The following is a 21,276-nucleotide window of genomic DNA, read 5'->3' as shown; positions in this document are numbered from 1 at the left end:
CGCGCCCTTATTGGAGTGTCCATGAATTTGCGTTCGCTGAATATCGCCCCCAGAGCATCCCTCTGTTTCGGCCTGATTACCCTGCTGGTGATCGCCCTGGGCGGGTTCGCCTACCTCCAACTGGGTAAGCTGCGCGCCACCGAGCAGGACATCGAAAACAATTGGCTGGCAAGCATTCAGACCGCCGACGACATTCAGATCGCCATGCTCGGCGCGCGTTTGGAAAGCATTCGCTTGCTGGCCACCAATAACCCTCAGGAGCATGCCGCCGCCGTTCAGCAATTGGAGAAGGCCAAGCAGCGCCTAGATGAGCGCACCGACTTCTATCGCAAAAACCTGCTGTCCGACGACCAGGAACGTGAGCATTTCGAACAGGCGGCGGCGCTGATGGTGCGCTTTCTCGACGGCCTGCAGCAGATCGTCAAACTCGATACGGATCAGCACGAACAAGCAGTAACATTTGCCAACACCGAACAACGGGACAGGGCGGCGGCCTACCAGGCAAAAATCGCCGATCTGCGTGAACACAACAGCAAAGGTGCAGCTGAGGCAGGGTTGGTCGCCACCAGCGTGTACGACCACAGCACCACCGTGGTCGATGTCGTCGTCGCCATCGCCTTGGTGCTGACTATTGTGCTGGCGATCTTGCTGACCCGCAGCATCGTCAGGCCCATGAGCGCCTCGTTGAAAATGGCCGAAGAAATCGCCGCAGGTGACCTGCGTTTGACCCTGGAAGTGACCGGTAACGATGAGTCCGCGCGCCTGATGCGAGCGCTGAATACCATGCAGGGCACTTTGCGCAGTACCATCGGTGAGATCTCCGACGCGTCGGCCCAGCTCAGCTCGGCGGCAGTGGAGATGACCTCAATCACTGAAAGTGCCAACCGCACGCTGTTGCAACAAAACAGTGAAATCGAACAAGCCGCCACCGCCGTGACCGAAATGAGCGCCGCCGTGGAAGAGGTGGCCCGTAATGCCAACTCCACCTCTGAAGCGGCCAAGGACTCGAACAAAGCCGCCGCCAGCGGTAACCAGAAAGTCAGTGAAACCCTCAAGGCTATGCACAGCCTGACCCAACGGGTCGAGTTGACCTCCGGGCAAGTGCAGGGCTTGGCAGGGCAAGCCCAGGACATCAGCAAAGTGCTGGGGGTGATCCGCGCGATCGCCGAGCAAACCAACCTGCTGGCGCTCAACGCGGCCATTGAAGCCGCGCGCGCTGGTGAACAGGGCCGCGGTTTTGCCGTGGTCGCTGACGAAGTGCGGGCCTTGGCCCACCGCACCCAGACCTCGACCCAGGAAATCGAGCAAATGATTTCGGCGATCCAGACCGGCACTTCGCAGGTGGTGGCTTCGATGGGCAGCAGTACTGAGGAAGTGCATAACACCCAGCGCACGGCCGACGAAGCGGGGCGCTCCCTGCAAGCCATCACCGATGCCGTGCAACTGATCGACGACCGCAACCATCAGATCGCCACTGCCGCAGAGGAACAGGCCCACGTGGCCCGAGAAGTGGACCGCGCGCTCACCAGTATTCGTGACCTGGCTCTGCAGAGCAGCGAAGGCACGCAACAAACCTTGATTGCCAGCAACGAGCTGTCGCAGTTGGCGGTGAATCTGAATCAGATGGTCACCCGTTTTCGGACGTGATCAGCCAGGCACTTTACGTACAGAACCTAATAGTGGCCCCAGTGTTCGCAGCCCGGCCTATAGGGGTCCCGCACGCAAACACTGCTTGCACCATCGCCAGGGCCCCAGGATTGGCCAGTCGGCCCATTAGGGTTGACGTTCCCAGCGATTAGCCGGCAACCACTGAGCAATACGATAAGAAAAATAAGGACGACCTGCATAACCCACCTCCCAAAAAAACCACCATACGCCGGTGGTTTTTTCGCGAAATAGGACGTTTCCGAACAGGATGTAGCGCCCGTCTGGTACCCAAGACGCGACTGGCGGATCGGTTCGTAGCCCTAAGGTTTAGTCGTCTCGCGTTAATACCTCCAGCAACTCAATCTCGAACACCAGGTTCGAGTGAGCAGGGATGTGTTCGCCGACTTGCCGCTCGCCATAGGCCAGGTGCGCAGGCACCCAAAGCTTGCGCTTACCGCCCACGCGCATGCCCATCAGGCCTTGGTCCCAGCCCTTGATCACTCGGCCCGTACCGATCACGCATTGAAACGGCTTGCCCCGCTGATAGGACGAATCGAAAAGGCTGCCGTCCTCCAAATACCCGCTGTATTGGGTGGTGATCAGCGCTCCTTTGACTGCGGCTTTACCTTCGCCTAGGGCAATGTCGGTGACCTGTAGCTCGTCGCTCATGAACCGCTCCTGTGTAAGACCTCGATCGATGCAACCAAGGATAACCGCAGGGGAGTGCACGACGGGTGGAGAAATTTTTGCTATTAGCGTTACTTTATAACGTATCAATCTGTATCCTGGTTTGCTTCAGACTTGGAGGCCTTCCCAATGACCCAGCCGTTACCCGATATCGCCCGTACCCACAGCCCAGCCAACCTATTGGCCTTGGACTGGGTGGGTATGTCAGGTATCGATTTGTCTTTGCAGCTCGCCGAGCCCGGTGCTGTTGCCCAGGTCCATGGCCGGGCCGATGTCGCGGTCGATTTGCCCGATCCGCAGGTCAAGGGCATTCACATGTCACGTTTGTACCGACTGCTCGACCTCTTGGGCGATGCGCCGCTGAGCGGCGAACAGATCGCGCAGACCCTGCACGACATGGTGGCCAGCCATCATGATTGCGGCTCCACCGGCGCGCGTCTGGCTGTGCAATTCGACCTCTTGTGCCGCCGCCCGGCGTTGGTCACCCCAGGGCTCAGTGGCTGGAAAGCCTACCCCGTGCGGTTGCAGGGCGAATGGCGACACGCACGTTTTACCCTGCATGCCGAGGTGCAGGTCGGTTACTCGTCGACCTGCCCCTGCTCGGCGGCGTTGGCCCGGCAATTGGTCGAAGCGGCGTTCCTGGCGCACTTTGCCGAGCAACCTCACCTGGTGGCCCAGCAGGTCGCCCAGTGGTTACGCGAGCATGCCAGTTTGGCCACGGCGCACAGCCAGCGCAGTATCGCGCTGGTGCGTATACCGCTGACCGAGCACGCCGGCGGCCTGGGCCTTATGCCTCTGCTGCAATGTGTAGAGGCTGCGCTGGCCACGCCCCTGCAAACGGCGGTCAAGCGCGCCGATGAACAAGCTTTTGCCCAGCTCAATGGCGCTCACCTGATGTATGTCGAAGACGCCGCGCGCAATATTTTGCAGGCACTGCGCGCGGATTATCCCCAGGCCAGCGTCAGCGTGCGCCATATGGAAAGCCTGCACCCCCACGACGCCGTCGCCACGGTATCTCACGAGGCCCAGCCATGAACGTATCCGCGCAATCCTTGCCGTTACCAAACCCGTCCCCGCGCCAGGTGCAGGGGCAAACCCCGCTCGTGCTCAGCGAAGCGCTACAGGATGATGTCAACCTGGCGGTGTGGCAGCGCCGATTGCCGCTGCATGTGTCGTCTTTCGCCCATACCTTGCTGAGCTTGGGCGAGCCCCTGGGCGAATCCCGCGTCGTTGAAGTGCACGACGACCAGCCGCTGCAGTTGCCCGAGCTAGCCTGGCGATTCGCAGACCTGGAGGGCTACGCTGGCTTTGTCGCCGATGTGGCCTGGTTGACCCAGGCGTACGCCTGCCTGCTGGGCGCCCAGCGGGTAGGCCTGCGCCTGCGGGTGTTGGATTCGGCCATGTGCCCACGCTTTCACGTTGACTGGGTGTCGCTGCGGTTGATCACCACCTATGCCGGAGCAGGCAGCGAATGGCTGCCCGAAGTGGCGTTTCCCCGCGAGCGTCTGGGTGAAGCGGGCGTGGAACCGGACCAGCCCCCCAGACAACTGGCTGAAGGCGATGTGGCGCTGTTCAAGGGCGAACGTTGGGAGGGCAACGCGGGGCGTGGGATTGTCCATCGCTCACCCAGCGCGGGGCCGCGCCAACGGCGCCTGATTATGACCTTGGACTGGTTGTGAAGGTGATCTGGGCTTCTGGGAAGAGATTGGGGGCTCTGGGTAGAGCTCGGGGGCGAGCGGAGCGCCGCCCGGCCCCCTCCTACGGTCGGCGACACATTCGATATCGCATATGCCCCCAAACCGTAGGAGGGGGCTTGCCCCCGAACTCTTCCGGGTTCCACCGGCCTAGACCTAACCCAACATCACCGATTAACCCACACCGTTTGCGCATTGCAAAACTCGCGCACGCCGAAGTGCGACAGTTCGCGGCCGAAACCGCTTTTTTTCACGCCGCCAATCGGCACCCGTGGGTCGGACGCGCTGTAGCGGTTGATAAACATGCCGCCGGTGTGCACTTGGGCGGCCAGTTGTTCCGCGCGTGGAATGTCGCGGCTCCAGATACTTCCGGCTAGGCCGAAGTCGCTGTCGTTGGCCAGGGTAATGGCGTGCGCGGCGTCACGGGCGACGATCAAGGAGGCCACCGGCCCGAACAGCTCCTGTTTGAACGACGTCATGTCCGCAGTCACATCGGCCAGAATAGTCGGTGCGTAGTAGTTGCCTGCCCGCGCCATGGGCTCACCGCCGAGCAATAGCCGTGCGCCTTCGCCCAAGGTCGCTTGGACTTGCCCATGCAGCTCGTCGCGCAGGTCAAACCGGGCCATTGGGCCTATATAGGTGGCTTCATCCAAGGGGTCACCGACCACCAGCGCCTGGACAGCGGCAACGAATTTTTCCTCGAAGGCGGCGGCCACCGACGCTTCGACGATAATCCGCTTGGCCGCGATGCAGATCTGCCCGGTATTCTGGAACCGCCCGACGGTGGCCGCTTGCACCGCCTCATCGAGGTCCGCATCGGCGAGTACGATAAAGGGGTCGGAACCGCCCAGCTCCAATACGCATTTTTTCAACGCCGCACCGGCCTGGGCGGCAATCGCGGAGCCGGCCCCCACGCTGCCGGTCACGGCAACGCTGGCGATACGCGGGTCAGCAATGGCAGTGGATACGCCCTGGTTGTCCACATTGATCACCTCGAACACGCCGTCAGGCAAGCCGGCCTGGGCCCAGGCTTGTTGCATCAGATAAGCGCAGCCCATCACATTTGGCGCGTGTTTGAGCACGTAGGCGTTGCCCGCCAGAATGATCGGCACCGCGCCGCGCAAGACCTGCCAGACCGGGAAATTCCAGGGCATCACTGCCAGCACCGGGCCCAGTGGCCGATAGGCGATGTAGGCCTGATCGTTTTCCACCAAGGTCTTTTCCGGTTCGAGCATCTGCGGGCCATGCGCGGCGTACCACTCACAGAGCTGCGCGCACTTTTCGATTTCCGCCCGCCCTTGCACGATAGGCTTGCCCATCTCGTTGGCGGCCATTCGCGCGAAATCTTCAGCCTGATCGCGTAGGACCCGGGCCAACGCCTGTAACACTGCTACGCGAGCGTCCAGGGCGGTGCCGCGCCATTGTTGGAAGCCTCGATCGACTCGCTGCAGCGCTTGCTCCAACTGCTCGGCACTGGCGAACGGGTAAGACTGGAGCGTTTCGCCCGTCGCCGGATTGAGTGAAGTGGCCTGCTGGCCAGAGGTAAGGATGGGCATCAGTCAGTCTCCTGTGGATTCGATAAACGACTTGAGCGTCGATAAGACCCACCTTAAACTTCTCCTGTATTCATTAAAAATGAATAATAAAGAATGGTTCTTTCTCGAATGGTGATGGTATGGACTTAACCCAGTTAGAAATCTTCAAAGCCGTGGCCGAGGAGGGCAGCATTAGCGCGGCGGCCGCCAGGCTGCATCGGGTGCCTTCGAACCTGACCACCCGAATCAAGCAATTGGAAGCCGACCTGGGCGTTCAGTTGTTCATTCGAGAAAAGCTACGCTTGCGCCTCTCGGTCACCGGCTGGACCTTTCTCGACTACGCTCGGCGAATCCTCGAACTGGTCGAAGAGGCCCGCGACGCGGCGGTGGGCACCGAGCCCCGGGGCGTGTTTACTCTCGGCGCGCTGGAAAGCACGGCGGCGGTGCGTATTCCGCCGCTATTGGCGGCCTTCCACCAGCGTTATCCGGCGGTCGAACTGGACCTGACCACCGGCCCGTCGGGCGATATCGTCGACGCGGTATTGGCGGGGCGCCTGAGCGCGGCGTTTGTCGACGGCCCATTAGGCCACCCGTTGCTCGACGGCGTAGCGGTGTACGACGAAGAAATGGTCGTCATCGCGCCCAAGAGCCATCGCCCCATCAGCTGCGCCCGCGACGTGGCAGGCGAGTCCATCTACGCCTTTCGTTCCAACTGTTCGTATCGGCGCCATTTCGAGAATTGGTTTGCCGCCGATGAGGTATCCCCCGGGAAAATTTTCGAAATGGAGTCCTACCACGGCATGTTGGCCTGCGTGACCGCCGGTGCAGGCTTGGCATTGGTGCCCAGGAGCATGCTGGAAAGCATGCCGGGCAGTGTCAACGTCGACGCTTATGCGCTGAAAGAGGGCTTTGGCCAGTTGCAGACCTGGCTGATATGGCGCAAAGGCGCCAGGGCAGCCAATGTCACGGCGCTCCAGGGAATGCTGTAGCGCCGTGAATTGCTGTGCCGCTACACCTTGACCTTGATGTCCTTGAACAGCACCAGCAACAGTACGCCAGCGAGTATCTCCAGGGCCGCTACGAAGTACAGGCCGGAGGCCAGGCTGCCGGTCAGGGTTTTCAGCCAGCCGATCATGTAGGGCGCGACAAAGCCGGCCAGGTTGCCGATGCAGTTGATCAGGGCGATCCCTCCGGCGGCGGCAGTGCCGGCCAGGAATGCCCCGGGAATCGACCAGAACACCGGAAACGCTGCGAGAATGCCCATGGCCGCGATGGTCAGGGCGATCAACGCCAGCGTGGCGTTGCCCAGCAACAGCCCGGTACCGATCAACCCGGCCCCGGCTAACAGCGCGGCCAGCGCGCAATGCAAGCGGCGCTCGGCGGCTTTGTCGGAATGGTTGCCGTTCCATAGCATGGCGGCGGTGCCGAGGATGAAGGGAATGGCTGAGAGCAAGCCAATGCTCATGTTGTCATTGATGCCCAGGGATTTGATCACCGAGGGCGTCCAGAACGCGATGGTGGCGTTGCCGCTAACGATGCAGAAATACACCAGTGCACACAGCCATATCTTTGGGTAGCGCAGCAGCGCACGCAGGTCACTGTGCTTTTCTGGGGCACGGTCTTCACGGGCGATGGTTTCGCTGACCAACTGACGCTGGGCCGGTGTCAACCATTGGGCGTTGGCCGGTTTTTCCGGCAGGTAACGCAGGACCGCCAAGCCCGCTAGCACCGAGGGGATCCCCTCAAGGATAAACAACCATTGCCAGTTGGCCAGGCTGCCTACGCCGACCATGCGGCTCATGATCAACCCGGCGAGCGGGCCTCCGACCACACCGGCGATGGCGAACGAGGTCATGAACAGGCCGTTGATGCGCGCCCGTTGTGCAGCTGGGAACCAGTAGGTCAGGTACAGCACCACGCCGGGGAAAAAGCCGGCCTCGAACACGCCCAGCAAAAACCGCAGCAGGTAGAACGACCAAGCGCTTTCCACATACGCCATGGCCATGGATGTCAGGCCCCACAGAATGGTGATGCGGGCCAAGGTGCGGCGGGCGCCGATTTTTTCCAGGAGCAGATTGCTCGGCACTTCGAAAATGAAGTAACCGATGAAAAAGATCCCCGCCCCCAGGCCATAAACCGCCTCACTGAAGCCGAGGTCTTGCAGCATGCCCAGTTTGGCAAAGCCAACGTTGACCCGGTCGATCCAGGCCAGCACAAACAAAAACACCAGAAACGGCAGCAGGCGCCAGGCGATCTTGCGGTAGGTGGCCGCCGCTTCGTCGCTCATCGGCGCGTGGCCTGCGGGCAGGTCGCCCAGGGCGGGATTCAGGCTCATTGGCAACCTCCGGTGGCATCCAGTTTGCTGCGCAGCAGTTGTTCAACGCTGCGGCTCACTTGCAGCACCCGCGCGTCCTGCCCGTTAAGGCCCGCAATAGACAAGCCCACCGGCAGTTCACCGGCCTGATGGCAGGGCAGGCTCAGGGCACAGCCGTCGATAAAGTTGATCACGCTGGTGTTGCGCAGGACCAGGCCATTGCAGGCAAAAAACGCGGCATCGGCCTGCAGGTCGGCCAGGCGCGGGGGCACCACAGCGACGCTGGGCAGCAACCAGGCGTCGGCGTCCCCCAGGCGCTGACGTGCCGCTTCGATCAAGCGGCGACGCTCGCCGAGCAGGTCGAGGTAGGCTGCCGCATCGATAGCAGCGCCCCGGCGAATCCGCTGCGCCACGCGCGGGTCGTAACGCTCGGCATCGTCACTGCTTAGCCAGCCGCGGTGCAGGTGCCAAGCCTCGGCAGCGACCAGGCCACCGGCAGCGTTGATTTGCGGCAGCTCGTGCAGTTCCGGAAAATCGAACCAGCGCAGTTGCGCCCCTGCCTGCTCAAGCCAGGCCAGGCTGCGCTCGAACGCACTGGATACCTCAGGGTCGAGGTTATCCAGCAGCACATCGCGGGTGACCGCCAGGCGCAGGCCTTGCAGCGGCGCGGCGCGAGTGTCCAGGGCCTCACCACTGAGTATTGCGTCCAGCAGGGCGCAATCGTCGACGCTGTGGCTCAGCGGGCCGATGGAGTCCAGGCTGCCCGACAGCGGGAAAGCGCCGCTCAGGGGCACTCGTCGGGCGCTGGGCTTGAACCCGGTAAGCCCGCAGAACGCCGCCGGAATACGCACCGAGCCACCGGTGTCGGTGCCCAGCCCCGCGACCGCCAGGCCCAGCGCAACACTGACCGCCGCACCGGAGCTGGAGCCGCCAGCGATGCGCCCTTCGGCGCAAGGGCTCAAGGGCGTGCCGTGGTGGGGGTTGAGGCCGAGCCCGGAGAAGGCGAATTCGCTCATGTTGGTGCGCCCCACCAGGATTGCTCCGGCATTGCGCAGGCGTTGCACCACGGGCGCATCCAGGGCCGCCGCAGGGCTGTCGGCAAGTAGCGTGGAGCCCGCGGCGGTGACTTGCCCGGCCACGTCGAACAGGTCTTTGATCGACACCGGCAGGCCGGCCAGGGGCGAAGGCACATAGCCCGCTGCCCGCGCCAGGTCGCTGGCCCGGGCGGCCTGCCGGGCGCCGTCAGCGTCAACGCTGATATAGGCGCTACCGCCTTGGCGACGGTGAAGTTCGATGCCCTGCAGGCTCTGCTCGATCAGCGCTTCACTGGTGCTATGGCCAGCGGCCAGGGCTTGGGCTTGTTGGCGGATACTGGTCATGGTCATCACTGCGCCACCGGTAGGGCTTCAACGGTATAGTCGTGGCGCAAGCGGCGGTCCAAAACCGGGTCGTACAATTCCATTTCGAAGGCTTCGCCATAGCCCAACTGGCCGATCACCGGCTGAGTGCCGCAAAACATCGCTGTGCCGGCGGGCAGGGAAGCCTGGCTGTTGAGTTTGCCCAGCAGCGTCTCGGGCGCCAGCAGGCTGGTCACCGGCCCTTCCTGGTACAAAGCGCGCTCGCCATCGCGGACCCGCCAGGTGCGCATCACCAGTTGGTCCCAGTGGTCGCGCACTTCGGCGTAGCGCCAGACTTCACGGGCAATCGGCTTGTCGCACATCTGCTTGGACACGGTGACGTCGTAGCTTTCCACCTTGCGGTCGGTATGGTCCGAACCCAAGCCCACCAGCAAACCGTCTTCGCTGTGGATCAGCACGAACTCAGTTTCCCCGGACGAATCCGCGCCTGGCACCTGGATGCTCTGGGCATCGTTCAGCAGGTTGGCTGACACTCGATAAAAACAGGGAATCTGCGTCGGCCGCCGCACGCCGATGGCCTCAAGTTCCGCGATATGGTGCTCGACCGCAGCGCTGTCACGGCCGGCCCAACCGGCGATGATCAAGTGTTCGATATTGGCCAGGTGCTCGCCTTGGCCGACTACGTGAAATGTCATAAGCGTCATGGGGCTAGGGTCCTTTTAGAGCGTGCGCATGATTGCGCGGCGAAAATCATCGATGTGGTGGTGTACGGCAGCGACCGCAGCGGCGCCGTCGCGCTGTTCCAAGGCGTGCAGGATTTCCAGGTGTTCCTGGTAGATACGCTCGCTGTGGTGGTTCTCCGATAGGGTCAAAAACCAGAAGCGCGCCTGCTTTTCATGCAGTTTGCGCAACAAATCGGCCAGCACCCGGTTGCGCGCGGCCGCCGAGATGGACAGGTGAAACTGCAGGTCGAGTGACATCAAGCCCGGCACGTCATGGCTGGCCAGTAACGCTGGAGTGCGGTCGAGAATGTCGCGCATCGCCTTGATGTCCGAATCATGGGCGCGTTCTACGGCGAGCTTGATGCACAGTTGTTCGTTGCTGACCCGTACCTCGATCATGTCCAGCACGTCATTGAGCGACAACGCGGTCACCATCACGCCCTTGCGCGGCATGATGGTGACCATGCCTTCGACTTCCAGGCGATGCAGCGCTTGGTGGATCGGCGTGCGGCCCAAACCCAACAGGGCGGCCAGTTGCGCCTCGTTGATGGAATCGCCAGGGCGCAGTTCGCAACTGATGATGCGCTGCTTGATTTGCGCGTAGGCCAGTTCACGCAACTGGGCGGCATTGCTATTGGGTATGCCAGAAGGGCGACGGTGTTGGGCAAGATCGATCGGTTCAGCCATCTTGGGTGTCCTGAAAATACTCTGATATATCAGATGTATTTCAGGCGAAGCAAAGCCTGTGCCAGCGCTTGCCAGCCAGGCTTAAGTCATTGAAAAGGCGATACAACGGCGTTATCAGGGAGGGGAGCCGCAGGGCTGGTTGTTACCAAAGTGCCCCGAAGTGGAGCGATTTTGCCAAGTGATGACCACGGGGCGTGCACGTGCACGCCCCGTGGTAGGCATTAAGGCGCCGCCAGCCACTGCCCGACGACCTTCTGATACGCCCCGGTGGCTTTGCTCAGGTGCAGCCACTGGTCTACGTAGAGTTTCCAGCCCATATCATCGCGCGGCAGCAAGTAGGCTTTCTCACCGTATTGCAGCGCCTGGGTCGGGTTGACCGCGCACAAGCCCGGCTTGAGCTTCTGCTGGTACAGCGCTTCGGAGGCCTCGGTAATCATCACGTCGGCTTTGCCGTCCAGCAGTTCCTGGAACAGCGTGACGTTGTCATGCAGGATCAACTGCGCTTTGGGTAAAAAGGCGTGGGCGAAGGCTTCGTTGGTGCCGCCAGCGGGCTCGATCAAGCGCACCGAAGGCTGGTTGATTTGCTCGACCGTCTGGTAGCGGGCCTGGTTTTCGCAGCGGGTCAGGGGGATTTTTCCGTCCACGTCCAGGGTGCTGCTAAAGAAGGCTTTCTGCTGCCGAGCCAGGGTGACCGAGATACCACCTACGCCGATGTCGCACTTGCCTGCTTGCATATCTGGCAGCAGGGTTTTCCAGGTGGTGGGCACCCACTGCACCTTGACCCCCAGGCTATCGGCCAAGGCTTTGGCCAGGCTGATATCGATACCTTCATAATCGCCGCCCGCGTTTTTATAGGAGTAGGGCTTATAGTCGCCGGTGGTGCAGACCCGCAGTTCCCCTTGTTGCAGCACTGAATCCAGGTGCGACGGCGGCTCCTGCGCGTGGGCGAGGGCGGGCAGGGCTAACAGCAGGCTAAGGATGACGGGGTTTTTCATAGGCGCAGGGCTCTTCGACTGAGGCGATGGGGATTGCGGTTAGAATCACCGCTGTGGCGGGTTCAGCAAGAACGAAGCCAGGTGCCACTGCGGCAGTGCTCCCGGCGGCGCATCAGCCTGGAGCAGGCGCAGTTGATCATGGGCTACCACGCACGCGCATGCACGTTTTGCGTATGATTCACGCACACTGCGTGAATCGAGCGAAACTTATGGCCCAGGCAATCACCCCCCCAGATGTGCGGCACAGCGTGCTGGAAGACGTGCTGGCTGTGCTGATCGGCACTTTGATGGTTTCCTTTGGCCTGATGCTCTTGCGCCAAGCCGGTGCGCTGACCGGCAGCACGGCTGGGGTGGCTTTTCTGCTGCACTATGCCTGGCCGGTGTCGTTTGGCACGGCGTTTTTCGTGATTAACCTGCCGTTCTATTACCTGGCTGTGCGGCGTATGGGGTGGGCTTTCACCCTCAAGACCTTCTGCGCCGTGGCACTGGTTTCGGTGTTCACCGACCTGCATGGGCGCTTTATCCATATCGATCAACTGCAGCCGGTGTACGCCGCCCTGTTCGGCAACCTGATCATGGGGCTCGGTTTTATCGTGCTGTTTCGTCACAAAGCCAGCTTGGGCGGGGTTAACATCCTGGCGCTGTACCTGCAGGAGCGCCTGGGTATTCGGGCTGGCAAGTTGCAAATGGTGGTGGATGTCTGCGTATTGCTGGCCGCGCTTTACGTGGTCAGCCTGCAGGTTTTGTTAGCGTCGATCGGCGGCGCCCTGGTGCTGAACCTGATCATCGCCATGAATCATCGGCCCCACCGCTATTCAGCCTGAATGGCCCAGGGTGCGGATCAATGATGTTATTGCGCGCCATTTGAATTTAGGATGATCGGCCCAACGGCCTGGACCACCCGACATGGATAAATTCGACCTGGCGATTTTGCAGATTCTGCAGACCGACAGCACCCGCGCCGTGGGTGCCATTGCCGAACAGATTGGCCTGGGCACCACAGCCTGTTGGCGGCGCATTCAAAAGCTCGAAGAAGAAGGCATTCTGCGCAAGCGCGTGGCGCTGCTCGACAGTACCAAACTGAATGTGGGGGTGACGGTATTCGTCTCGATCAAGACCAACCAGCACAGCGCCGAATGGCTGAAGACCTTCCATGAGAAGGTCGCCGCCATTGAAGAAGTGTTGGAGCTATACCGCATGGCGGGCGACACCGACTACCTGATGCGCTTGGTGGTGCCGGACATCGCTGCCTATGACGCCGTGTACAAGCAACTGATCCAGCTACCGGGGCTGTCTGACATCAGTTCGCGGTTCGCCATGGAAGAAATCAAGTACACCACGGTGCTGCCGCTGAGCTATGTGTAAAGCGGCGCGCTGGGCGCACCGCTCAAACCGGGTTCAGAGCTGAAAGCGCCGCACTTCTTGCTGCAAGCTGTTGGCCAGCTCGCCCAGGCTGTTGCTGGTCTGCAGCAGATCTTGCACCGACAGGTTGTTCTGCTCAGCCATTTGCGCGCTGCGTTCCACATTACGGGCAACGTCGTGGGTGGCGGCGCTTTGTTCGCGCAGGGCAAAGGAGATCTGGTCGACCACGCTCAGCACTTGGCTCGAACTGTCGCGAATCTCAACGATAGCCGAGCCCGCACTGCCAGCCATGGCGACCCCCTCATTCACTTCGCCCACACCGCTGCGCATGCTTTCCACCGTTTCGCGCACACCGGCCTGGATCTTCTCGATCATGCCGGCGATTTCTTTGGTCGACTTGCCGGTGTTTTGCGCCAGCAGACGAACTTCGTCGGCCACCACCGCGAACCCACGGCCTTGTTCACCCGCGCGGGCGGCCTCGATGGCGGCGTTGAGGGCCAACAGGTTGGTCTGGTCAGCGATGCCTTGAATCACGCTGACGATGGACGAGATCTGTTCGGAGTGCTGACCCAGGCCGGCCACCTGAGCCGAGGACTGCTGCACGGTGCGGGCGATGCCATTCATGCTGGTCAAAGTACTTTCGATGACCATGGCACCTTCTTTAGATTGCTGGCCCGAGCGGCTGGCAATCTCGTGGGCTTCGTTGGCGCTTTCCGACACGTGGCCAATGCTCACGGTCAGTTCTTCAATGGTCGCGGCCATGGCCGAAGCACCGTTGGACTGCTCCTGAATCGCCCCGGACAACTGCTTAGACGCTCCGGAGATCTGATTGACCGCCTGAACCAGTTGGTTGGCGGCCAGGCTGATCTGCTGGATCATTTCACGCAGGCGGTTCTGCATGCGGTCGAACGCTTTCGGTAATTCGTCGTGGGTACTGGTGTCGATCACCGTGTCCAGTTTGCCATTGGCGATGGCGGTGGCCGCGTCGATTGCCAGTTGCAAGCGTGCAGTGGTGCTACGACCCAACATATAGGCCAGAACGATCGACAGCAGGGCGGCGGCGATACCTCCGTAGACCAGTACGGTCACGGCACTGGCCTTGGCATCGGCCATTTCCTGGCTACGCTTGGCCAACAGCAGGGTTTCGGTCTGGATGATTTCATCGATCAGGCCGCGCATGGCGTCCATTTTGGCTTTGTCGGTGCCGGCGGTGATGCGCTGGACCAGTTCGTCGTCAGGCTGTCCCGACTGAGTGAGTTGACGACGCTGGTTGATCACCGGATGCACATCTTCATTCAGCCAGCTGGTTTGCAACTGCCCCAATTTATTCAGGCGCGCCTGCTGCTCTGGGTTGTCACGGGTCAAGGACTTGAGTTCTTCCAAGTGGGCTTTGAACGACTGTTCACCGGCCACTTGAGGTTCCAGGAAAGCTTCTTTGGAGGCAATGACAAACCCGCGCATGCCGGTTTCGATGTTGATCAATTGTTCCAGGGCCAAGCGCGCTTCGCTGAGCACTTTATACGTGTGCACATTGCTCAGGGTCGCGTCCTGGACTTTGTCGAAACCCCGGTAGGCCGCAATATCCAGTACTAGGATGATGCTCACGATAGTGGCGAATGAAAGATAAAGCTTTTGCGAAATGCTGAGTTTACTAAACATGGCGATCGTCACCTGATGCGGCCGGATCCGTGGCGTGCTGTAGGGTATATGCGCCCAGTGACTGAAAACACGAGCAAATTTGCATCGGTCCCTACATGTCAATGTGCCATATGTCGAAACGTTTATCGACGCACAGGATCCAAACTTTAAGTGGCGCGCTACCGTTGGTCGCCGATCAATGGTGATAGGGAAACTTTTTTATCGGGGCTCTTTTCGCTGTTCGGGCAGCATCCGTTCGAGCCGGCCATCGCGGCGTATAGCGACATGCCAAACCGTGGCTGCCACATGCAAAATGATTAGCGCGTACAACGCAAACTGCCCGGCCACATGCACGCTATTGGCCCAGACGCCCAAGGCGGCCCGCTGGCTGAAGCCTGGTAGGTTGAGTATGCAGAAGTACGGTACGGCCTGGCCGTTGCCGGCCATTAAGTAGCCCGTGACGGGCATGACCAGCAACACTAGGTACAGCAAGCCATGGTTGGTTGCGCTAACCCAGCGTTGCCAGGCCGGCGTGGCCTGCGGCGGAGGTGGCGGGCGGTGGCGCCAGCGCCAGGTCAAACGCATGAGCACGAGCAGCAACACGCTGATGCCCATGGATTCATGGGCCATGTACCAAAAGGTACGGATCGGCCCCGGTGGGAAGTTTTCCGCGACCCATACAAATGGCAGCAAAAAACATAACGCGCCTGCGGTCAGCCAGTGCAGTGCTTGGGCGATGCCGGTATAGCGTTGAGTCACTGCAACTGCTCCGCTGGGTAGGAAAACCCGTGTGGGGTAGGGGGGCTTCACCCACCAAGTGTAGCGGCTGATTACTCGGTAACTGTATGACAAAGCCTGCGGGTGCATCCGCTAACGTTGCCTGGCCAACACATTGCCGGGATGCTCCCCATGCTGCTCTCGTACAACCTGCTCGCCGCGTTTACGTTATTTGCTTTTGTCTCCTCGGTCACCCCAGGGCCCAATAACACCATGCTATTGGCCTCCGGGGTGAACTTCGGGTTCCGCCGCACCATACCCCATGCGGTGGGGATCAGCGTCGGCTTTATGCTCTTGGTGATCGCCGTAGGGCTGGGCTTGGGTGAGGTATTCAGGCTACTGCCGTGGACGTACACCTTGCTGCGGTATGTGGGGGCGGCTTATCTGCTTTACCTGGCCTGGAAGATCGCCACGTCGGGGCCGCTGGCCAGTGAATCGGCTGCGGGCCGTAAGCCCATGGGTTTTTTCGCCGCCGCCGCTTTCCAATGGGTCAACCCCAAGGCGTGGGTCATGGCGGTCGGTGCAATCAGCACCTACACGCCCTCCCAGGGCTATATCACCAACGTGTTTATCATCGCGGCGGTGTTCGCCCTGGTCAATTTGCCCAGCGTGTTCATCTGGGCCGGCTGTGGCAGCGCTTTACGCAATGTGCTGCGTGAGCCACGCTGGTTGTTGGTGTTCAACCTGAGCATGGCCGCGCTGTTGGTGCTCTCACTGTACCCCATGCTGGCGTGAGTCAGATCTTCCAGCGCTTGGCGGTTTTTGCCAGGCGCTGCTGCAGGCCGTCGATGTTGTCGGCCAGTTGCAGGGTCAGCAGGCGGTAGCCGGTCAACTGCGCCGGCACCTCGCAGGGCTCCGCCACTTCGCGGGTACGTTCCAGGCGTTCGGTGGCGCCGTCGCGCAGGGCGCGAGCCATACCAATCAGTTGCCGGCGAATGTGCCGGTTTTCACTCGCCAGGCACAGTTGCAACTGGGCCATGGCCTGTTGGTCGCTGCCCGAGGGGCGCAAGTTGGCGAGGATTTCCAGGGTGCTGAGGCACATACGGAAGTGGCGTTGAATCGCATCCAGCTCGGTGGTGGAAATGTGCACTTCTTTGGAAACCGACGGCATCAGCGAACGCAACTGCACCATGTTGGCATTCAGTTTGGCCATTAGCTTGAGGTGTTCGTCGGCATTCACTGACTGGCCGCTGATAATCCGCCCATGCACCGTGGCGCAGTCGCGCAGGCCGGTGGCCAGGTTGTAGCGCCACGAATACACCGCGTACAGCGGCAGCGCAAAGGAAAAAGCCAGGGCCAGGACGATACCGATAAGGATATCGACCGTGCGCCACAGGCCGTCGGTGATTGGGTTGTAGCCATGGCCGGCGACGATGAACAGGGTAATGGCCGAGAGCAGCGCGGTGTAGCCGCCCTTGCCGATAGCGTGGTAGGCGAAGAAGCCGCAGGCCAAAGACATCAACAGCCAGGTGAGCAGGGGCATGTCCAGGTAGTTCTGCTGGGCGACCACCGCCAGGCCGAGGGCGGCCCCGATCAATGTGCCATAGGCCCGCTCCACTGACTTTTTGCCAATATTGCCATGGTGCTGAAGGCCGCCGATGACGATCAGCATCGTCACCGACGCCCACTCGCCGTGGGGCAGGTTGAGCCCAGTGGTGATCAGGATCGACACCATCAAGCCCATGACCACCCGGGCGGCGTGGATGTAACGCGCGTGGCGGTAGCGCCGGTAGGGGTCCAGCAGAGGCCGTAGCAGGCGTCGCGCCCAGCCGGGCAGGTGTAAGTGCAAAGAAGTTTTCATGGAGTGGCGGCGCCTTTTTTCGCGACGGTCGGGTGAGTGGGGCTGAGAGCGGGTTGGCCGTGTTCGGTTTTCACGGCGTTGATAAAGGCTTGCATGGCCGAGGACTTGATGCGGTGGCGCCGGGTGACCAGGCCGAAGGGCGGCAGGCGCGGCACGAAGGTGATCGGCAAGACCGCCAGGAGGTGGCGCCCAGGGTAGTCGTCGACCACGGAGCGCGGTGTGACCCCAATCATATCGGTCTGCTGTAATAGCGACAGCAGGGTCATGATCGAAGTGGTCTCGACCACGCTGCTGGGGATGTCCACCCGAGCGTTGTGGAATGCCTGGTTAACGATGGCACGCATGGGGCTGGGGTGCTGTTGCAAGACCCAGGTGAGGTTTTGCAGGCCTTGCCAATCGATTTTTTTCAAACTGGCGACGGGGTTCTGGGCGCCCACGATGACGCACAGTTCTTCTTCGCCCAGGCTGTCGAACAGTAGATCATCGGCGCGGGCGCCGGTGGGGATGCGCCCGAGCACGACATCCAGTTGGTCCTGTTGCAGGGCCTGGACCAGCACATCGCTGGTGTCGACCTGAATACTCATGGACAGGCGCGGGTGGCTCTGCTTCAGCCGTGCGATGGTACGGGTCAGCAAGCCCGAGGCCAGAGCGGGGATGGCCCCGACGCTGACCCGCCCGAGGTTGCCGGACTCCAGGGCGACCAACTCTTCGCGCATGCCCGAAAGTTCTGCGAACACCATGCGCGCGTAGTAGATCACGGTCTCGCCGTAGGGCGTGGCACGCATGCCCCGTGGTAAGCGCTCGAACAGCTCGACACCCAGCAGGCTTTCGGCTTCGTGGAGCATTTTGGTCGCCGCCGGTTGGGTCATGCCGATTTCGTCGGCGGCCCGGCGCAGTGAGCCGAATTCCTTGAGGTTGAGCATCAGACGCAGTTGACGCAGGCGTAGGCGGCTGTGGATCTGGCTGGCTTCGGGAATGCGTGACATGGCCTGGCTCAGTGGAAAAGCCCCAGTCTGAACGCAAACGGCGAGCGCTGCCACTGCCTGTTCAGATTCCCAGGGCCTGTATGAGCTGCGCCGAGCTAGGCTCGTTGCTGGCGCTGACCATGGCGTAGTTGTAGCCAGGGCCGGACCAGTAATCGGCCTGCAGCTCGCCATCACGGCGATTACCCCGCGGCAGCAGGCGCGCGTTAGGCCCAGGTGGGCGAATATAGAAGCTGATTTGGCGGCCATCGTTCGCCCGGTACAGGACCATGGCGGCCGGGCCTTGCTCGGTGTTTATCAGGCGCGCCGCGACCGGCTCGAACCCGGCCCCCTGGAAGTCAGGCAAGCGCTCGGCGCGTTTGAAACGCTGGTCGAGCCAGCCTTGAAACTGGGGCGTGCCGCTGGCTTTGAGGTCGGCGGGCAGGACGCCTTGCAGCGCGAACAGCCGATAGGCCTGCAGCGCGTCGCCCATCGGCTGGCTGGCACTGGACCAGTCCCGCGCCTGCCAGCCGCCCAGCGCGCCCATCCCCAGGGCCAGCAACAACCCCGCAGCCTGCGCCCAATGGCGCTGCTGGCGGCGCTTGCGCTGACCGCGCAAGGCCGTGGGGTCCAGGGCCGGGTTGGCCGCCAGGGGCACGCTGCCCAGCGCGATCCGCAAGGCCTGAGCGTCTTGCTGCCAGGCGCTGACCTGGGCGGCGACGTCGGGGTGCGCGGCCAGCCAGATTTCCAATTGGCGGCGGCTGGCGGCGTCTAGCCGATGATCGACGTAGGCGTGCAGGTCATGTTCACTGGGGGGCAATCCGATCATTTGAGTATCCGCAATACAGGGGCGCTGTTGATTTCACCTTCGCTAAGCCTTCGCAATGCTTCGCGGGCCCTGGACAGCCGCGACATGACCGTACCAATGGGCACTTGCAACATGTCGGCGGCTTGTTGGTAGCTCAGGCCTTCGACGCTGACGGCGTACAGCAGGGCACGTTGTTCCGGCTTCAATTGCGCGAAAGCTTGCAGGGCCGACTGTGCCAGCACACTGCGCTCTGTGGACGGCTGATAGGCGGGGTCTTCGTTGAGCCCGGCCAGCAGTTGCGCGTCCCGTTTAGCGCGGCGGTGGCCGTCGATGAATTGCCGGTAGAGGATCGCGAACAACCACGCGCGCAGGTCACTGTGGGCCTGGCGATTGTGCCAATGGGCCAACGCGCGCTCCAGGCAGGCTTGGACAAGGTCGTCGGCGCTGCTGGCTTCGTGGGTCAGGGACAACGCGAAGCGGCGCAGGCGCGGCAGTAGGTCTCGGAGCGATGCATCGAGCGCGTGCATGGTTTCTCGAAATAAAGTGGCTGAAAAATGAGACGCCGGGTGCCGAGGTTTATTCCAGGGGCTACCCTTGAAAATAATTGCATTGGCAGGGAATAGGGTGCGCTTTGCTGCGTCCTACTGCACCTTCCACGGACAAACGGATGCCTTCGGGCATGGAGCGACCGATGCAGCAAACCCCCGCACCTTTGGATACGTCGCAGAAAGTCATACGCCTGGGCGCCATCGCGCTGGTGGTGGCCGCCCTGGGCGGCGCCTTCGCCTACGTTAATGGCACCCTCGACCCGCAACGCCTGACCCCTGACAAACTGGTCGACAATCTGGAGCGGGCGGGCGGTGTGCACGAAGGTTTTCGCCGTAACCACGCCAAAGGCATTTGTGTTAGTGGCTATTTCGAGAGCTCTGGGCAACTAAAGGCGCTGTCCCAGGCCAAGGTGTTCAGTGATCCACGTACGCCCTTGACTGGGCGTTTTGCCCTGCCAGGGCCCAACCCCTACGCCCCCGATACTTCGGTGCCGATTCGCAGCTTTGCCGTGCGCTTTATGCAAAGCGATGGGCAACAGTGGCGCACGGGCATGAACAGCATGCCGGTGTTTCCCATTGGCACTGTTGAGGCGTTTTATGCCCAGCAGTTGGCCAGCCAGCCAGACCCTGCCACCGGTAAGCCCAACCCCGACAGCATGAAACAGTTTTTCGCCAGCCATCCGGAGACTGCTGCGTTTCTGGCGTGGGTAAAAAACGCGAAACCCTCGGCGAGCTTCGCCAGCGAAACCTACAACAGCGTTAACGCGTTTTACTTGGTGAACGCGGCGGGTCAACGCCAGGCCGTGCGCTGGGCGGTGGTCCCAGCCCCTGGCCAGGCGGCCAGCGAGGTAGGGCAGGGCGCGGATGTACTGCAGCCAGACTTGGCTCAACGCCTGGCTGCAGGGCCCTTGCGCTGGGAACTGCGCGTGACCCTGGCCGAACCCAACGACCCGGTGGACGATGCCAGCAAGCAGTGGCCCAGCGAGCGCCGCACCCTGACTGCCGGCACCCTGGTGCTGGACAGCAGCCAGGCGCAAAGCGATGGCGCGTGCCGGGATATCAACTATGACCCCCTGGTACTGCCCGAAGGCATTCAGGCTTCGGCCGACCCGTTGCTGGCCGCGCGTTCAGCCGCGTACGCCAATTCCTATGTTCGCCGTACGGGCGAAGAGTCCCACGCCCAACAGGAGCCACGCCCATGAGAAGCCATTTCGTTGCGCCAGCGCGCGTGCTGCATTGGTTAATGGCGGTATTGCTGCTAGCCATGTTGTTCATTGGCGTAGGCATGGTGGCCTCGGTCTCGGCCCGTCACGAGTGGCTGGTGGGCATCCATAAACCGCTGGGCATCGCCCTGTTGGCGTTGGTGATCATTCGATTGCTGGTGCGTTTCACCACCCGGCAACCGCCCCTGCCCGCGGACCTGCCAGCTATTCAGGTGCTGGCGGCTAAAGCCTCGCATTGGCTGTTGTATGGCCTGATGTTGGCGATGCCGATCATTGGCTGGGCGATGGTGTCGGCGGCGGGCGATCCGGTAATGCTCGGTAGCGCGTTACGCTTACCGCCCTTGCTGGCGGCAGACCCGGGTACCTTTGCGTTTTTGCGCGCAGCCCATGGTTATTTGGCTTATTTGCTGTTTTTTACTGTACTGGTGCACTTGGCTGCGGCGTTGTATCACGGGTTGATTCGCCGTGATGGTGTGCTGCAAAGCATGGCGCGGGGTGGGGGTTCATAACGGCAGGAA

22 protein-coding genes are annotated in these 21,276 nt (G+C 61.6%); 9 read left to right on the top strand and 13 right to left on the bottom strand.

Annotated elements, in window-relative coordinates:
* The first annotated feature begins 21 nt into the window (after positions 1 to 21).
* A complete protein-coding gene (locus QCL65_RS16430; RefSeq protein WP_407310507.1) occupies positions 22 to 1,647 on the top strand; it encodes a methyl-accepting chemotaxis protein in 1,626 nt (541 codons plus the stop codon).
* Between the two features lie 327 nt (positions 1,648 to 1,974).
* Here the strand turns inward: QCL65_RS16430 and QCL65_RS16425 are convergent, their stop codons facing one another.
* On the bottom strand, positions 1,975 to 2,316 hold the full coding sequence (locus tag QCL65_RS16425; protein WP_407310505.1) for an FKBP-type peptidyl-prolyl cis-trans isomerase: 342 nt from the start codon (positions 2,314 to 2,316) through the stop codon (positions 1,975 to 1,977).
* Between the two features lie 147 nt (positions 2,317 to 2,463).
* Here QCL65_RS16425 and folE2 point away from each other — a divergent pair, with 147 nt between their 5' ends.
* A complete protein-coding gene (gene folE2, locus QCL65_RS16420; protein ID WP_407310503.1) occupies positions 2,464 to 3,369 on the top strand; it encodes a GTP cyclohydrolase FolE2 in 906 nt (301 codons plus the stop codon).
* Entirely contained in the window at positions 3,366 to 4,013 is a 648-nt protein-coding gene (locus QCL65_RS16415) for a DUF1826 domain-containing protein (RefSeq protein WP_407310501.1), read from the top strand. Before folE2 ends, QCL65_RS16415 begins: the two co-directional genes overlap by 4 nt.
* Positions 4,014 to 4,195: 182 nt before the next feature.
* Here the strand turns inward: QCL65_RS16415 and QCL65_RS16410 are convergent, their stop codons facing one another.
* The gene (locus QCL65_RS16410) at positions 4,196 to 5,584 is read right to left on the bottom strand and encodes an aldehyde dehydrogenase family protein (protein ID WP_407310499.1); all 1,389 of its coding nucleotides are present in this window, start codon (positions 5,582 to 5,584) and stop codon (positions 4,196 to 4,198) included.
* A 119-nt stretch (positions 5,585 to 5,703) separates the two neighbouring features.
* Between QCL65_RS16410 and ptrR the strand changes: the two genes are divergently transcribed.
* Complete coding sequence (ptrR, locus tag QCL65_RS16405; RefSeq protein ID WP_407310497.1) at positions 5,704 to 6,552, top strand: putrescine utilization regulator PtrR; 849 nt, start codon at positions 5,704 to 5,706, stop codon at positions 6,550 to 6,552.
* A gap of 20 nt (positions 6,553 to 6,572) precedes the next feature.
* On the opposite strand, the gene QCL65_RS16400 is transcribed toward ptrR, so the two are convergent.
* The 5 genes from QCL65_RS16400 to QCL65_RS16380 all read right to left on the bottom strand — a co-directional run bounded on the left by QCL65_RS16400 (position 6,573) and on the right by QCL65_RS16380 (position 11,639).
* Positions 6,573 to 7,898, bottom strand: a complete 1,326-nt coding sequence (locus tag QCL65_RS16400; RefSeq protein WP_407310495.1) for an MFS transporter — start codon at positions 7,896 to 7,898, stop codon at positions 6,573 to 6,575.
* Positions 7,895 to 9,262 (bottom strand): amidase, encoded by a 1,368-nt coding sequence (locus tag QCL65_RS16395; protein ID WP_407310493.1) that lies wholly within the window; start codon positions 9,260 to 9,262, stop codon positions 7,895 to 7,897. The genes QCL65_RS16400 and QCL65_RS16395 overlap by 4 nt, the downstream gene beginning before the upstream one ends.
* Positions 9,262 to 9,939, bottom strand: coding sequence for a DUF2848 domain-containing protein (locus QCL65_RS16390; protein WP_407310491.1), 678 nt, complete (start codon positions 9,937 to 9,939; stop codon positions 9,262 to 9,264). Before QCL65_RS16390 ends, QCL65_RS16395 begins: the two co-directional genes overlap by 1 nt.
* A 15-nt stretch (positions 9,940 to 9,954) precedes the next feature.
* Complete coding sequence (locus QCL65_RS16385) at positions 9,955 to 10,644, bottom strand: GntR family transcriptional regulator (RefSeq protein ID WP_407310489.1); 690 nt, start codon at positions 10,642 to 10,644, stop codon at positions 9,955 to 9,957.
* Between the two features lie 221 nt (positions 10,645 to 10,865).
* A complete protein-coding gene (locus QCL65_RS16380; protein ID WP_407310487.1) occupies positions 10,866 to 11,639 on the bottom strand; it encodes a transporter substrate-binding domain-containing protein in 774 nt (257 codons plus the stop codon).
* 209 nt (positions 11,640 to 11,848) lie between these two features.
* On the opposite strand from QCL65_RS16380, the gene QCL65_RS16375 reads away from it, so the two are divergent.
* Entirely contained in the window at positions 11,849 to 12,463 is a 615-nt protein-coding gene (locus QCL65_RS16375) for a YitT family protein (protein WP_407310485.1), read from the top strand.
* Between the two features lie 82 nt (positions 12,464 to 12,545).
* Positions 12,546 to 13,004, top strand: a complete 459-nt coding sequence (locus QCL65_RS16370; RefSeq protein ID WP_407310483.1) for an Lrp/AsnC family transcriptional regulator — start codon at positions 12,546 to 12,548, stop codon at positions 13,002 to 13,004.
* Positions 13,005 to 13,037: 33 nt separating this feature from the next.
* Here QCL65_RS16370 and QCL65_RS16365 read toward each other — a convergent pair whose 3' ends face one another.
* The gene (locus QCL65_RS16365) at positions 13,038 to 14,660 is read right to left on the bottom strand and encodes a methyl-accepting chemotaxis protein (protein ID WP_407310481.1); all 1,623 of its coding nucleotides are present in this window, start codon (positions 14,658 to 14,660) and stop codon (positions 13,038 to 13,040) included.
* A 198-nt stretch (positions 14,661 to 14,858) separates the two neighbouring features.
* A complete protein-coding gene (locus QCL65_RS16360) occupies positions 14,859 to 15,398 on the bottom strand; it encodes a cytochrome b (RefSeq protein WP_407310479.1) in 540 nt (179 codons plus the stop codon).
* A 150-nt stretch (positions 15,399 to 15,548) separates the two neighbouring features.
* Here QCL65_RS16360 and QCL65_RS16355 point away from each other — a divergent pair, with 150 nt between their 5' ends.
* Positions 15,549 to 16,151 (top strand): LysE family translocator, encoded by a 603-nt coding sequence (locus tag QCL65_RS16355; protein ID WP_407310477.1) that lies wholly within the window; start codon positions 15,549 to 15,551, stop codon positions 16,149 to 16,151.
* Position 16,152: 1 nt separating this feature from the next.
* Here QCL65_RS16355 and QCL65_RS16350 read toward each other — a convergent pair whose 3' ends face one another.
* The 4 genes from QCL65_RS16350 to QCL65_RS16335 form a co-directional block, all read right to left on the bottom strand.
* Complete coding sequence (locus QCL65_RS16350; protein WP_407310475.1) at positions 16,153 to 17,217, bottom strand: FUSC family protein; 1,065 nt, start codon at positions 17,215 to 17,217, stop codon at positions 16,153 to 16,155.
* Positions 17,214 to 18,203 (bottom strand): LysR family transcriptional regulator, encoded by a 990-nt coding sequence (locus QCL65_RS16345; RefSeq protein ID WP_407310473.1) that lies wholly within the window; start codon positions 18,201 to 18,203, stop codon positions 17,214 to 17,216. Before QCL65_RS16345 ends, QCL65_RS16350 begins: the two co-directional genes overlap by 4 nt.
* A 61-nt stretch (positions 18,204 to 18,264) precedes the next feature.
* Complete coding sequence (locus QCL65_RS16340; RefSeq protein ID WP_407310471.1) at positions 18,265 to 19,008, bottom strand: anti-sigma factor family protein; 744 nt, start codon at positions 19,006 to 19,008, stop codon at positions 18,265 to 18,267.
* On the bottom strand, positions 19,005 to 19,514 hold the full coding sequence (locus QCL65_RS16335; protein WP_407310469.1) for a sigma-70 family RNA polymerase sigma factor: 510 nt from the start codon (positions 19,512 to 19,514) through the stop codon (positions 19,005 to 19,007). Before QCL65_RS16335 ends, QCL65_RS16340 begins: the two co-directional genes overlap by 4 nt.
* A 164-nt stretch (positions 19,515 to 19,678) precedes the next feature.
* Here QCL65_RS16335 and QCL65_RS16330 point away from each other — a divergent pair, with 164 nt between their 5' ends.
* Together QCL65_RS16330 and QCL65_RS16325 are read left to right on the top strand one after the other, a co-directional pair.
* On the top strand, positions 19,679 to 20,737 hold the full coding sequence (locus QCL65_RS16330; protein ID WP_407310467.1) for a catalase family peroxidase: 1,059 nt from the start codon (positions 19,679 to 19,681) through the stop codon (positions 20,735 to 20,737).
* Positions 20,734 to 21,267, top strand: a complete 534-nt coding sequence (locus tag QCL65_RS16325; protein WP_407310465.1) for a cytochrome b — start codon at positions 20,734 to 20,736, stop codon at positions 21,265 to 21,267. Before QCL65_RS16330 ends, QCL65_RS16325 begins: the two co-directional genes overlap by 4 nt.
* Positions 21,268 to 21,276: the final 9 nt, after the last annotated feature.

The organism is Pseudomonas sp. nanlin1, assembly GCF_045571515.1.
Taxonomy (GTDB): domain Bacteria; phylum Pseudomonadota; class Gammaproteobacteria; order Pseudomonadales; family Pseudomonadaceae; genus Aquipseudomonas.
This window is presented reverse-complemented; position numbering and strand designations above follow the sequence as displayed.